Source organism: Rathayibacter sp. AY1C7 (assembly GCF_002931865.1).
GTDB lineage: Bacteria > Actinomycetota > Actinomycetes > Actinomycetales > Microbacteriaceae > Rathayibacter.
In genome coordinates, this window is the sequence record NZ_PSWB01000003.1 from 24558 (window position 1) to 37241 (window position 12684).

The following is a 12684-nucleotide window of genomic DNA, read 5'->3' on the forward strand; positions in this document are numbered from 1 at the left end:
CGCCGCCCCCGGGCGGAGCTCACTCACGCGAGAGCGCCACCGTGGCGTCGGCCGACGGTGCGGGGAGGGAGGCGAGCGCCTCGAGGAACGCGGTCGTCTCCTCCTCGGTGCCGGCGCTGACACGGAGGTGGTTCGGGATGCCGACGTCGCGGATGAGGACGCCGCGGGCGAGCAGGCCCTCGAACACGGCGGCCGGATCCGCGACGCCGCCGAAGAGGACGAAGTTGCTGCCGGTCGTGTACGGGCGGTAGCCGAGGGCGCGCAGGCCGTCGATCATCCGGTCGCGCTGCACGATGATCTCGCCGACCATGGCGAGCATCTCGTCGGCGTGAGCGAGGGCGGCGGTCGCGGCGGCCTGGGTGAGGGCCGACAGGTGGTACGGGAGGCGGACGAGGCGGAGCGCGTCGATCACCGCGGGGTCGGCGGCGAGGTAGCCCAGCCGGACGCCGGCGAAGGCGAAGGCCTTGCTCATGGTGCGGGACACGAGCAGGCGCGGTCGCCCGGGGAGGAGGCTCAGCGCAGTGGGCGCGCCCCTGCCGGCGAACTCGGCGTACGCCTCGTCGACGACGACGATGCCGTCGGTCGCGTCGTAGACCGCCTCGATCACGGCGAGGTCGAGCGGCGTCCCGGTCGGATTGTTCGGAGCGCAGAGGAAGACGATGTCGGGCCGGGCCCGGCGCACCTGCTCGGCGGCGTACTCGGCTCCGACCTCGAACTCGGCCTCGCGCGGAGCGGGGATCCACTCCGTTCCGCTCCCCGACGCGAGGATCGAGTACATCGAGTAGGTGGGCGCGAACCCCAGCAGCGAGCGCCCCGGACCACCGAACGCCTGAAGGACGTGCTGGAGCACCTCGTTCGATCCGTTCGCAGCCCACACGCCATCCGCGGTGAGCCCGAGACCGAGGTAGCCGGCGAGGGAGTCGCGAAGCTCTCGGAACTCGCGGTCGGGGTACCGGTTGACGGTGCGCAGCGCCTCCGAGACCCGCCCGACGATGTCGGCGATCACGTCGTCCGGGACCGGGTGGGTGTTCTCGTTGACGTTGAGGGCGACGGGCACGACCGCCTGGGGTGCGCCGTACGGGTGCTTGCCTCGGAGGTCGTCGCGGAGGGGCAGGTCGTCGAGAGTCGTCACCAGGGAATGGTAGCGAAGCGCCCGGCGCGGACGACCGGGCAGCCCGGCTCAGCGAGCGGTGTCGTACTGGGCCGGGACGGCGAGGCGCTGCCCGGGCTCGACGCCCGCGCTCGAGAGCTGGTTGAGGGAGAGGATGTCGTCGACCACGTCGCGCGGGTCCGCCTGCGGGGCGAGCTCCTCGGCGAGCGACCAGAGCGACTCGCCCGCGTGGACGGTGACGTACTGGAACTCCATCGCAGCGGCGTCGCTCGACGCGACCGCTCCACCGCCGTTGAGCCCGAAGGCGAAGGCACCCGCGACGATCGGCAGGGCTCCCAGAGCGGCCACCACGGCGCGGCCGCGGCGCGTGAGGCGGAGACGGGTGCGGACGATCCGCGCCTCGCCGAACGCGTTCATCGGCTCGGAAGCGGACGGCAGGACCTCGACGGGCCGGGCCGCGGACGAGCGCTGCAGCGGGCGGGAGGTGAGCTGTGCGGTCATGGGATCGCTCCTTTCAACAGGGATTCGGAGAGGCCCTCGGCCGGGAGGGCCGCCCCGAACGCCTGTACCGAACATATCTTCGAACGATGAAGCGGTCAAGAGACCGTTCCGGCTGATCCGCGTGCGGACTCGCGCGCGACACACTCGAACGAATGTTCCGAGTCGGGAGTTCCGGCGGATACAGTTTCGAGAGCCTGGTCGTAGTACAGCAGCGACCACCGACATTCCTTGTCGGGTCGCGACCGGGCGGGCGCGCACGCGGCGTGCGCACCGGGAAGAGGGAGCATCGTGAGCGACGGGCAGAGGGCCGGGACCCCGGCCGCCAAGACGAAGGCGGCCGCGGGCCGGCGCCGGAAGAGCCTGAGCGCCAAGCAGCTCGCGATCCTCGACGCGATCCAGCGCTCGGTGTCGAGCCGCGGCTACCCGCCGAGCATGCGCGAGATCGGCGACGCGGTCGGCCTCGCCTCGCTGTCGAGCGTCACCCACCAGCTCAACCAGCTCGAGCTCAGCGGCTACCTGCGCCGTGACCCGAACCGGCCCCGCGCCCTCGAGATCCTCATCGACGTCCCCAGCTCGACGGAGGACGACGGGTCGTTCGAGTCGACCGCGACGGTCGGCGACGCGGCGATGGTCCCCCTCGTCGGCCGGATCGCGGCGGGTGTGCCGATCATGGCCGACCAGCAGATCGACGAGGTGTTCCCGCTTCCCCGGCAGCTCGTCGGCAAGGGCGAGCTCTTCATGCTCAAGGTCGTCGGCGAGTCGATGATCGACGCCGCGATCTGCGACGGCGACTGGGTCGTGGTCCGCTCGCAGCGCACCGCCGAGAACGGCGAGATCGTAGCGGCCATGCTCGACGGCGAGGCCACCGTCAAGGTGCTGCGCCAGCGCGACGGCCACACCTGGCTGCTGCCCCGCAACTCCAACTTCGAGCCGATCCTCGGCGACGAGGCCGAGGTGCTCGGGAAGATCGTGGCGGTCCTCCGCTCGGTCTGACACCGGGCGTGCAGGAGGGGCTCGACCGGCGTGCAGCCGGTCGGGCCCCTCCTGCATTCGACAGGCACGGGCGATCGGGGCGCGCGCCCCTCCGTCGCGGTCACGGGAAGGCGGAGGAGAGCTGCCGAAACGAGAGCGCCGAACCCTCCGACCTCCGGAGCGGGTCGATGGTGCGGGACGCCGCACCCCCTCCCGGATGCGCCGAGCGCCCGCCTCCCTGACGGGGAGACGGGCGCTCGGGTGGTGGCGATCAGGCCTGGACGGCCGCGCGCGGAACCGCGAACTCGGTGAGCGAGCCCGCCAGATCGGCGTGCACGAGGGCGACCACGTGGGTGCCGCCCTCGACGTACTGCGTCGACAGGATCCGGCCGCTGCGGTGCAGATGCGAGATCACGTCGCCCCGGTCGTACGGCACGAGCAGGTCGATCTCGACGTCCGGCTCGGGCAGGATCTCGGCGATCCGCGCCTCCAGCTCGTCGATGCCCTCGCCGCTGCGCGCCGACACGAAGACCGCGTCGGGAGCGAGACCGCGCAGCACCAGCCGCGTGCCCTCGTCCACCAGATCGGCCTTGTTGAAGGCGATGATCTCGGGGATGCTGCGGGCGCCCACCTCGCCGATCACGTCGCGCACGGTGGCGATCTGCCCGGCCGGATCGGGGTGGGAGGCGTCCACGACGTGGACGATCACATCGGAGTCCGCGACCTCCTCGAGCGTCGACCGGAAGGCCTCGACGAGCTGGTGCGGAAGCGCTCGCACGAAGCCGACCGTGTCGGCGAGCGTGTAGAGGCGCCCGTCCTTCGTCTGGGCCTTGCGAACGGTGGCGTCGAGGGTCGCGAAGAGCGAGTTCTCGACGAGGACGCCCGCGTGCGTCATCCGGTTCAGCAGGCTCGACTTACCGGCGTTCGTGTACCCCGCGATCGCCACCGAGGGGACGGCGTTGCGCTTGCGGTTCGCGCGCTTGGCCTCGCGGGCGGGCTTCATCGCCGTGATCTGCTTGCGCAGGCGCGCCATGCGGGTGTGGATGCGGCGACGATCGAGCTCGATCTTCGTCTCACCCGGACCGCGCGAGCCCATTCCGGCTCCCGCGCCCACCTGGCCCCCGGCCTGGCGGGACATGGACTCGCCCCAGCCGCGCAGTCGCGGGAGCAGGTACTCGAGCTGCGCGAGCTCGACCTGCGCCTTGCCCTCACGGCTCTTCGCGTGCTGGCTGAAGATGTCGAGGATCACCGCGGTGCGGTCGATCACCTTGACCTTCACCACGTCCTCCAGCGCACGCCGCTGGCTCGGTGCGAGCTCGGTGTCGGCGACGACCGTGTCCGCGCCGAGGGCCGCGACGAGCCCCGCGAGCTCCTGGGCCTTGCCCTTGCCGAGGTAGGTGCTCGGATCGGGGTGCGGGCGGCGCTGGAGCAGGCCGTCGAGGACCGTCGCTCCCGCCGTCTCCGCGAGCGCGGCGAGCTCGTGCAACGAGTTCTCCGCGTCCTCCAGCGAATTCTGCGAGTACACGCCGATGAGCACGACGTTCTCCAGGCGCAGCTGGCGGTACTCGACCTCCGTGACGTCCTCGAGCTCGGTCGAGAGGCCGGCGACGCGTCGCAGCGCCTGCCGGTCGTCGCGGTCGAACTGCTCGCCGTCGCTGTTCTCGCCCTCGTGGCCGGCGCTCTGCAGCGCCTGGGCTCCACCCGCGACGAAGCGCGAGTACCCTGCCGAACGCGACTGCGCGTTCGCCAGGACCCTCGAGACGACGTCCACGGCCTCGGTCGTGTCGGTCTCGTTCAGGTCTTCCGTCATCCGGATAACACTAACTCCTCAGGTCTTGATAGGTTCACTTCTCATGGCCGCCGAGCACTACTTCTCGAGTACTCCCGACGGCGACCTCCGGCCCCGCAGGATCCAGGCCCGCCTGGCCGGCCGCGACCTCGAGGTCACGACGGCAGGAGGGGTGTTCAGCCCCGGTCACGTCGATCTCGGCACGCGCGTCCTGCTGGACGCGGTGCCCGACGCCCCCGCTGACGGGGACCTGCTGGACCTCGGCTGCGGCTGGGGCCCGATCGCCCTCGCGCTCGCCCTCGCCTCCCCCGACGCCCGGGTGTGGGCGGTCGACGTCAACCAGCGGGCGCTCGAGCTGGTCCGTCGCAACTGCGAGGAACTCGGCGTCCTCAATGTCAACGCCGTGCTGCCCGAGGATGTTCCCGACGACGTCCGCTTCCGCACGGTGTGGTCGAACCCGCCGATCCGCATCGGCAAGGAGGAGCTGCACCTCCTGCTCGAGCGCTGGCTGCCGCGGCTCGAGGAGGGCGCGGACGCCTGGCTCGTCGTGCAGCGCAACCTCGGCTCAGACTCGCTCCAGACCTGGCTGGGCGCCGCGTTCGCCGGGCGGCTCGACGTGGAGCGCGTCTCTTCTGCGAAGGGCTTCCGCGTGCTCCGGACGACCCGCCGGGCCTGACCGGGTCCTCAGTCGATCCGGATCGTCCCGGTGAAGACGAGGTCGGCCGGGCCGGAGAGCCCGACGTGCTCGCCCTCCTCCGCCGCGAACATCGTCACGCCGAGCGTGCCGCCCGGGACCTCCACGCGCCAGGCCTGCGGAGCGCGCGCTCCCGCCCAGTAGCGCACCGCCAGTGCCGCCGCCGCGGCACCCGTGCCGCAGCTCAGGGTCTCGCCGCTGCCGCGCTCGTGCACGCGCATCCGGATCCGCCCGATCCCGTCGTGGACCAGGGGCTCGCCGGGAACCACGAACTCGACGTTCGCGCCGTCCTCGGGCTCCGGGTCGAGCTGCGGGATGTAGGAGAGGTCGGCGGAGTCGAGCTCCTCGTCGTTGCTGAGGGCGACGACCACGTGCGGATTGCCGAGGTCGATCCCGAGACCGGGGCGCGCGACCTTGAGCTCCTTCGCCCGCACCAGGGGCTCGCCGCCCGCCAGCTCCCAGCGGCCGAGGTCGACCTGGAACCCGGCACCGCTGCGGGTGACGTCGCGGACGCCGGCGCGGGTGCCGATCGGCAGGGTGTCGCCGGGCTCGAGCGCCGCGAGGCCGCCCGCGAGCAGGAACGCGGCGTAGACGCGGATGCCGTTGCCGCACATCTCGGCGATCGAGCCGTCGGCGTTGCGGTAGTCCATGAACCACTCCGCTTCGCTCTCCTCGGCCAGAGCCGCGGCGCCCTCCGGGATCGCGCGGGAGCGGACGGCACGGATGACGCCGTCGGCGCCGACGCCGAAGTGGCGGTCGCAGATCATCGCGATCTGCGCGGGCGAGAGGTCGACCTCACCGTCCGGGTCGCTGAAGAGCACGAAGTCGTTGCCGGTGCCCTGGCCCTTGGTGAAGTGCAGCTCGATCGTCATGGCGCACAGCCTAGCGAGGAGCGGGAGCGGCGGCCTGGGCGGCGGCATGCGCCCGCGACACCAGGTCCGGCGCGTCGTACGGGAGCCGGTGGGCGCCGGCGTAGCGCCGGAACCAGCTGTTCTGCCGACGTGCGTAGCGGCGCGTGAGCGCCTGCGTCGCCGCGATCGCCTCCTCCTCGCGGAGGACGCCGGCACGCTGGGCGAGCGCCTGGGCGTACCCGATGGCCCGCCCGGCTGTGACGCCGCGCTCCAGGCCGAGGGGGACGAGCCGCTCGACCTCGTCGAGCATCCCGGCCGCCCACATCCGCTCCACCCGCCGGTCGAGGCGCTGCACCAGCTCCTCCCGCGGAGCCTCGAGGAACAGGATCGAGGCGGGGCGCCACCGAACCGGCTCGTCGGACATCAGCGCGCTGTGCGTGCTCCCGCCGGTGAGCTCCGCGATCTCGAGCGCGCGGACGATGCGCCGGGCGTTGTGCGGACCGATCCGCTCGGCCACTCCGGCGTCGATCCGGCGCAACCGCTCGACGAGGGCGCCCAGGCCCTCCCGCTCGGCGGTCTCCTCGAGCCGGCGCCGGACGGCCGGGTCGGTGCCCGCGAACGAGAACTCGAAGACGACGCTGGAGACGTACAGACCGGAGCCCCCGACGAGGATCGGCGTCTCCCCGCGCGCCAGCACGCTCTCGATCACGCGCCGCGCCTCGCTCTGGTAGCGGGCGACCGACGCCTCCTCCGTCACGTCGAGGACGTCGAGCAGGTGGTGCGGGACGCCCCGACGCTCGTCGGCGGGCAGCTTCGCGGTGCCGATGTCCATCCCGCGGTAGAGCTGCATCGCGTCGGCGTTCACGATCTCAGCGGCGCCGCCGTCCTGCCGGATCGCCTCGGCGAGCTCGAGCGAGAGGTCGGACTTGCCCGTGCCGGTCGCGCCGACGACCGCGATCAGCTCCGGCGCGGTATCGGGGGCTCCGGTCTCAGCGCTCGCCATCGAGGGCGTCGTAGATCGGCGTCGTCAGCGTGCCGGCGTCGCGCACGCGCAGCGACGGCAGGCCCAGCGAGACCCGGGGCGCCCCGCTCGCGCCCGGGGCGGCCGGAACTCCGCAGGACTCGGTCTGCGCCCGGTCCCAGGCGTCGCCCGCGCGGGTGCGGCGGATGCGGAGCGGCGCGCCGTCGGGCGAATCCGCCAGGAGGTAGAAGGGGGCGGCACGGGTGACCCGGACGGAGACCACGTCTCCGGGACGCGGCTGCTCGGAGCCCTCGGGCACGTCGAAGTGCACCAGACGGCTGTCCTCGGCGCGTCCGCTCAACCGGTGCGTCTCCGTGTCGCGGCGGCCCTCGCCGGTCGCGACGAGGACCTCGACCTCTCGGCCGACGACTGCGCGGTTCTCCTGCTCGCTGATCGCGTCCTGCAGGGCGACGAGCCGCTCGTAACGCTCCTGGACGACCGCCTTGGGGATCTGGTCGGGCAGCGTCGCGGCCGGGGTGCCGGGCCGGATGGAGTACTGGAAGGTGAAGGCGGAGGCGAAGCGGGCCGCCTCGACCACCCGCAGGGTCTCCTGGAAGTCGGCCTCGGTCTCGCCGGGGAAGCCCACGATGATGTCGGTGCTGATCGCCGCGTGCGGGATGCGATCGCGGACCCGGTCGAGGATCCCGAGGAACTTCTCGGAGCGGTAGGAGCGGCGCATCGCCTTGAGGATGCGGTCGGAGCCGGACTGGAGCGGCATGTGCAGCTGCGGCATCACCGCCGGCGTCTCGGCCATGGCGTCGATCACGTCGTCGGTGAAGGCCGCGGGATGGGGGCTCGTGAAGCGGATCCGCTCGAGCCCGTCGATGGTGCCCGCCGCGCGGAGCAGCTTCGAGAACGCCTGGCGGTCGCCGAACTCGACGCCGTAGGAGTTCACGTTCTGGCCGAGAAGGGTGACCTCGATCGCGCCGTCGTCCACGAGCGCCTGGATCTCGGCGAGCACGTCGCCGGGACGCCGGTCCTTCTCCTTGCCGCGGAGCGAGGGGACGATGCAGAAGGTGCAGGTGTTGTTGCAGCCGACCGAGATCGAGACCCAGCCGCTGTAGGTCGAGTCGCGCTTCGTGGGGAGCGTGGAGGGGAAGACATCGAGCGACTCGAGGATCTCGAGCTGCGCCTCGTCGTTGTGGCGGGCGCGCTCGAGCAGGCTCGGGAGGGCGCCCATGTTGTGCGTGCCGAAGACGACGTCGACCCACGGGGCGCGGTCGAGGATGACGTTCTTGTCCTTCTGCGCGAGGCAGCCGCCGACCGCGATCTGCATCCCCTCGTGTCGGCGCTTCACCGACGCGAGGTGGCCGAGGTTGCCGTAGAGCTTGTTGTCGGCGTTCTCGCGCACCGCGCAGGTGTTGATGACGACGACGTCGGCCTCGGCTCCATCGGCGGACACGTAGCCCGCCGCCTCGAGCGAACCGCTCAGCCGCTCGGAGTCGTGCACGTTCATCTGGCACCCGAACGTACGGACCTCGTAGGTCCTCGGCCGGGTCTCGGCGACGGGCGACGGGGCGGTACCGAGCGTGCTCATGGTGTGGGATTCTACGCTCCGGTCGGACCGCTCCCGGCTCGCCGTGTCAGCGGAAGCGGACGCTCGACCCCGGCTTGCGGATCGTCTCGCGGACGACGCGCTGCACGAGTCCGCCGGCGTAGCCGCGGCGCGCGAGGAATCCCGTGAGCCGGCGCTCGGCGACCTCGTCGGAGAGCGAGCGCAGGCTCGGCAGGCGCTTGCGCGCGAGCTCGAGCGCCGTGCGGTACTCGTCGTCGCCGTCCAGCTCGTCGAGCGCTGACGCGATCGCCTCGGGGTCGATCTTCCGCGCGCGCAGCTCCTGCTGGATGGAGGAGCGGCCGAGCTTCTTGCGGTCACGGAGCGAGACGACCAGCTGCTCCGCCATGCGGAGGTCGTCGAGGTAGCCGAAGCGCGTGAAGCGCTCGAGGATCTCGAGGGCGTCCTTCTCGGCGACGCCCTCCGTGTAGAGGCGCGCCTCGACCTCGGCGACCGAGAGGCTCTTGCGGGAGAGCCCCCGTACGATCCGATCCGCGACCTGCTCCGGATCGATCTCCTCCGGGATCTCGATCGCGTCGTCGTCGTCCTCGTCGTCCGCGTTCTCGACGAACGCCGGCACGCGCCGGGCGACATGAGCCGAGAGCTCGGCGATCCGCTCGGAGGCCGGAGACGCGGCGCCCCCGAGGGCGGAGCCTCCCGACTCTCCTGCGACCGTCCGGGGAGCACTGGTACTCGGCGTCCCGGCTCCGGACGGCTCCGGAAGCGACCCGGCCCCGTCGGCGTCCGGCGCCGCCGGAGCCCAGCCCTCGTCGCCCGCCGCACCCCGGTCGACCCAGGGCAGGAAGGCCACGGGGCGGCCCTTCGCCCCCTCCGCGGCCTTCTCCGCCACGGGCTAGGCGCCCTTGCGCACGGGCTGCTTGGTCTCGATCGCGACCGGCGCGGCCTCGACGGCCGCGTTCGGGTCGACGATCACGCCGAGCTTGACCAGGATGCGCTTCTCGATCTCGGCGGCCACATCGGGGTTGTCGATGAGGAACTGGCGCGCCTTCTCCTTGCCCTGGCCGAGCTGGTCGCCGTCGTAGGTGTACCAGGCGCCCGACTTGCGGACGATCTCGTGCTCGACACCGAAGTCGATCAGGCTGCCCTCGCGGGAGATGCCGACGCCGTAGAGGATGTCGAACTCGGCCTGCTTGAAGGGCGGGGCCATCTTGTTCTTCACGACCTTGACGCGGGTGCGGTTGCCGACCGCGTCGGTGCCGTCCTTCAGCGTCTCGATGCGGCGGATGTCGAGGCGGACCGACGCGTAGAACTTGAGCGCCTTGCCGCCCGCCGTGGTCTCGGGGCTTCCGAAAAAGACGCCGATCTTCTCGCGCAGCTGGTTGATGAAGATCATCGTGGTGTTCGTGGTGTTCAGTCCGCCGGTCAGCTTGCGCAGCGCCTGGGACATGAGGCGGGCCTGCAGGCCGACGTGGGAGTCGCCCATCTCGCCCTCGATCTCGGCACGCGGCACGAGGGCCGCGACGGAGTCGATCACGATGAGGTCGATCGAGCCCGAGCGCACGAGCATGTCGGCGATCTCGAGCGCCTGCTCTCCGGTGTCGGGCTGCGACACGAGGAGGGAGTCGATGTCGACGCCGAGCTTCTTGGCGTACTCGGGGTCGAGCGCGTGCTCCGCGTCGATGAAGGCGGCGATGCCGCCGTTGCGCTGCGCGTTCGCGATCGCGTGCAGCGTGAGGGTGGTCTTTCCGGAGGACTCTGGGCCGTAGATCTCGACGATGCGGCCGCGGGGGAGCCCGCCGATCCCGAGCGCGACGTCGAGCGCGATCGAACCGGTCTGGATCACCTCGACGGGAGCGCGGTCGTCGCTTCCGAGGCGCATGACGGCGCCCTTGCCGAACTGGCGGTCGATCTGGGCGAGTGCGGTCTCGAGGGACTTCTCGCGGTCGGAGGAACTGGGCATGGCCGTCTCGCTCTCGTGTTCGTGTTGGTGTCGCCTACAGGCTGTCGCGACATGCCGGTGGCTGTCGGAGTGACAGTGCCGGCCGGCTGCGACAAGGCGGTGAAGCAGGTCCGTTCAGGTGCCTCCGACGGTACGCCCGACCACCGACATCGAGGCCGAGCGAGAGCGACTCCGTGGAGACGGGGCCGTTCCTGCTTCTGTGGAGGAGCCTAGACCCGTTCGAACACGGATTCGAGCACGAGCCGTCGGCGTGTCGAACACGGCTTCGGCGACGGGAGCGTCAGCGGTGGCGCTTCCGCGGATCCACGCCGTGCCACCGGGCCTCCGGGACGTCGTTGGCGCGGCAGAGGGCGAGCCAGACCTCGCGCGGCTCCGCTCCGTCCGCGAGGGCGCGCTCGGCGGTGCGGCCCCCGAGCTCGGTCAGCACGAGGTCCGAGACCAGGACACGGGCATAGGCGCCGCCGAACTCGTCGTCCACCAGCTGCCGGAACTCGCTCAAGCGCATGCGTCCACGGTAGCCGCTGCCCGGAGGCCGCACTCCCCCGGGAACGCCGAAGGGCGCCCGGCCGGAGCCTGGGCGCCCTTCGGGTGGAACGGGTGCGGTGAGTGGAGGGGACGGGGGCCGACTACTGCGTGACGAGGTCCGCGTCGAAGCCTGCGACCATGTCGGCCGGGATGGTGTCGGGGATGGTGTCGATGCCCTCGATGACGGCGAGACGATCGCCGACCTCGCGCATGATCACCGAGATGGGGGTGTCGAGGGCGTCGGCGACAGAGGCGAGGATCTCCGAGGAGGCCTCCTTCTGACCGCGTTCGACCTCGCTCAGGTAGCCGAGCGCAACGCTCGCCTTGCTCGCCACCTGACGGAGCGTACGACCTTTCTGCAGGCGAAAGTCCCTGAGGACATCGCCGATCTCCTGACGAACTAGAACCACTGGACCCTCCTTCTCCACGTCAACCGCATGTCGTGCACCTGCACCGCGAGCACGAGCGCCGGAGATTCCGGAGCGGGTGATCGGGGGGCTGGGACGAGAGAACCGGATAGCTGTTCACTACCCGGTTCGTATGGTGTCGACTCTAATACCGGATGACTGGACTTTGCGTGTGAGCGACACCAGTTGTAACCGGGCCGCAATGCGGCGCATTCCGATTCCCGAAGGGCCCCGGCTGGGTATCCGCCTCATGGGCCGCGGGAGATCAGCTCCGCGCCGAGGGCGAGAGCAGCGTCGACCGAGGCGGCGCGGATCGCGGCGCGGTCGCCGTCGAACCGGTGCTCACGGACGAGCTCGTCCTCGCCGAGCACGGCCGCCACGAAGACGGTGCCGACGGCTGCATCCCCCTGCGGATCCGGACCGGCGACCCCCGTCGTCGCCAGGCCGAGCGTCGGACGCCCGTCGGCTGCGAGCCGCGAGGACGCTCCGCGCGCCATCTGCACGGCGACTCCGGGATCGACGGCCCCCCGCTCGCCGAGGACGCGCGCGTCGACCCCGAGGAGCCGGTCCTTGAGGTCGGTGGCATAGCTCACCACTCCCCCGCGGTACACGGCGGAGGCGCCGGGCACCTCCACGAGGGCGGAGCTGAGCGCGCCGCCGGTGAGCGACTCCGCGACGGCGAGGTCGACACCCCGCCGCCGGAGCTCGGCGATCAGCTGCGCGGCCGTCACCGCGTCGACCGGGCGGCCCGGCTCTGGCGGGCGGCGTCGGCGAGGTAGTCGATCCCGGTGGCGACCGTGAGCACCACCGCGGCCGTCATCGTGATCCCGTTCAGCCAGTGGACCCACTCGCCGAGGACGGCCCAGAGCGGCAGCAGAGCGAGGGAGATCGCGATCGACTGCACGATCGTCTTGAGCTTGCCGCCCCGTGACGCCGGGATCACCCGGTCCGAGAGCACGGCCATCCGGAAGACGGTGATGCCGATCTCGCGCACCAGGATGACGATCGTCACCCACCACGGCAGCTCCGCGAGGATCGAGAGCCCGACGAGCGCCGCACCGGTCAGCACCTTGTCGGCGATCGGATCCAGGAGCTTGCCGAGATCGGTCACGAGGCCCCGGCTCCGGGCGATGTGCCCGTCGATGCCGTCCGTGGCGATCGCGACGATGAAGAGGAGCGCCGCGGCGATCCGGATCCCGCCGTCCTGCCCCCCGTCGGCCAGCAGGAGCCAGAAGAAGACGGGCGCCAGCAGGATCCGGAGGACCGTGATCGCGTTCGGCAGGTTCCAGTTGCCCGACGCGGCCGGAGCCGGTGCGGTGGGGTGGGTCATCGTGCTCCGC

General features: G+C 71.6%; 14 protein-coding genes. 2 read left to right on the forward strand and 12 right to left on the reverse strand.

All coding sequences use genetic code 11. The features are described 5' to 3' along the window. Positions 1-19: 19 nt before the first annotated feature. Complete coding sequence (locus tag C5C69_RS02105; RefSeq protein WP_181127004.1) at positions 20-1132, reverse strand: histidinol-phosphate transaminase; 1113 nt, start codon at positions 1130-1132, stop codon at positions 20-22. Positions 1133-1180: 48 nt separating this feature from the next. Then, on the reverse strand, positions 1181-1612 hold the full coding sequence (locus C5C69_RS02110) for a LysM peptidoglycan-binding domain-containing protein (RefSeq protein WP_308471118.1): 432 nt from the start codon (positions 1610-1612) through the stop codon (positions 1181-1183). A gap of 288 nt (positions 1613-1900) precedes the next feature. Here C5C69_RS02110 and lexA point away from each other — a divergent pair, with 288 nt between their 5' ends. After that, positions 1901-2605, forward strand: coding sequence for a transcriptional repressor LexA (gene lexA / locus C5C69_RS02115; RefSeq protein WP_104257214.1), 705 nt, complete (start codon positions 1901-1903; stop codon positions 2603-2605). A 250-nt stretch (positions 2606-2855) separates the two neighbouring features. On the opposite strand, the gene hflX is transcribed toward lexA, so the two are convergent. Next, complete coding sequence (hflX, locus tag C5C69_RS02120; RefSeq protein ID WP_104224481.1) at positions 2856-4394, reverse strand: GTPase HflX; 1539 nt, start codon at positions 4392-4394, stop codon at positions 2856-2858. A 43-nt stretch (positions 4395-4437) separates the two neighbouring features. Between hflX and C5C69_RS02125 the strand changes: the two genes are divergently transcribed. Next, positions 4438-5049, forward strand: coding sequence for a class I SAM-dependent methyltransferase (locus C5C69_RS02125; RefSeq protein WP_104226309.1), 612 nt, complete (start codon positions 4438-4440; stop codon positions 5047-5049). Positions 5050-5057: 8 nt separating this feature from the next. On the opposite strand, the gene dapF is transcribed toward C5C69_RS02125, so the two are convergent. From dapF to pgsA, 9 genes are all read right to left on the reverse strand, one after another. After that, positions 5058-5939, reverse strand: a complete 882-nt coding sequence (gene dapF, locus C5C69_RS02130; RefSeq protein WP_104226308.1) for a diaminopimelate epimerase — start codon at positions 5937-5939, stop codon at positions 5058-5060. Between the two features lie 10 nt (positions 5940-5949). Further along, positions 5950-6921 carry a tRNA (adenosine(37)-N6)-dimethylallyltransferase MiaA gene (gene miaA, locus C5C69_RS02135; RefSeq protein WP_104257215.1) on the reverse strand — a complete coding sequence of 324 codons (972 nt, stop codon included), beginning with the start codon at positions 6919-6921 and terminating at the stop codon, positions 5950-5952. Beyond that, positions 6908-8476, reverse strand: a complete 1569-nt coding sequence (miaB, locus tag C5C69_RS02140; protein WP_104257216.1) for a tRNA (N6-isopentenyl adenosine(37)-C2)-methylthiotransferase MiaB — start codon at positions 8474-8476, stop codon at positions 6908-6910. Before miaB ends, miaA begins: the two co-directional genes overlap by 14 nt. Positions 8477-8522: 46 nt before the next feature. Further along, positions 8523-9341 carry a regulatory protein RecX gene (locus C5C69_RS02145; RefSeq protein ID WP_104233270.1) on the reverse strand — a complete coding sequence of 273 codons (819 nt, stop codon included), beginning with the start codon at positions 9339-9341 and terminating at the stop codon, positions 8523-8525. Between the two features lie 3 nt (positions 9342-9344). Continuing rightward, positions 9345-10412: a recombinase RecA gene (recA, locus tag C5C69_RS02150; RefSeq protein WP_104224475.1), complete on the reverse strand. Its 1068-nt coding sequence runs from the start codon at positions 10410-10412 to the stop codon at positions 9345-9347. Positions 10413-10692: 280 nt separating this feature from the next. Next, on the reverse strand, positions 10693-10917 hold the full coding sequence (locus C5C69_RS02155) for a DUF3046 domain-containing protein (protein ID WP_104224474.1): 225 nt from the start codon (positions 10915-10917) through the stop codon (positions 10693-10695). Positions 10918-11038: 121 nt separating this feature from the next. Then, positions 11039-11347, reverse strand: coding sequence for a helix-turn-helix domain-containing protein (locus tag C5C69_RS02160; RefSeq protein WP_068207524.1), 309 nt, complete (start codon positions 11345-11347; stop codon positions 11039-11041). A 245-nt stretch (positions 11348-11592) separates the two neighbouring features. Further along, the gene (locus C5C69_RS02165; protein ID WP_104233269.1) at positions 11593-12075 is read right to left on the reverse strand and encodes a CinA family protein; all 483 of its coding nucleotides are present in this window, start codon (positions 12073-12075) and stop codon (positions 11593-11595) included. Continuing rightward, entirely contained in the window at positions 12072-12674 is a 603-nt protein-coding gene (gene pgsA / locus C5C69_RS02170) for a CDP-diacylglycerol--glycerol-3-phosphate 3-phosphatidyltransferase (RefSeq protein WP_104233268.1), read from the reverse strand. Before pgsA ends, C5C69_RS02165 begins: the two co-directional genes overlap by 4 nt. Positions 12675-12684: the final 10 nt, after the last annotated feature.

Excerpts from the sequence above, each read along its gene's own strand:
- C5C69_RS02110 (WP_308471118.1), bottom strand. The coding sequence starts at position 1,612 with ATGACCGCACAGCTCACCTCCCGCCCGCTGCAGCGCTCGTCCGCGGCC.
- hflX (WP_104224481.1), bottom strand. The coding sequence starts at position 4,394 with ATGACGGAAGACCTGAACGAGACCGACACGACCGAGGCCGTGGACGTC.
- C5C69_RS02125 (WP_104226309.1), top strand. The coding sequence starts at position 4,438 with ATGGCCGCCGAGCACTACTTCTCGAGTACTCCCGACGGCGACCTCCGG.
- dapF (WP_104226308.1), bottom strand. The coding sequence starts at position 5,939 with ATGACGATCGAGCTGCACTTCACCAAGGGCCAGGGCACCGGCAACGAC.
- miaA (WP_104257215.1), bottom strand. The coding sequence starts at position 6,921 with ATGGCGAGCGCTGAGACCGGAGCCCCCGATACCGCGCCGGAGCTGATC.
- miaB (WP_104257216.1), bottom strand. The coding sequence starts at position 8,476 with ATGAGCACGCTCGGTACCGCCCCGTCGCCCGTCGCCGAGACCCGGCCG.
- recA (WP_104224475.1), bottom strand. The coding sequence starts at position 10,412 with ATGCCCAGTTCCTCCGACCGCGAGAAGTCCCTCGAGACCGCACTCGCC.
- C5C69_RS02155 (WP_104224474.1), bottom strand. The coding sequence starts at position 10,917 with ATGCGCTTGAGCGAGTTCCGGCAGCTGGTGGACGACGAGTTCGGCGGC.
- pgsA (WP_104233268.1), bottom strand. The coding sequence starts at position 12,674 with ATGACCCACCCCACCGCACCGGCTCCGGCCGCGTCGGGCAACTGGAAC.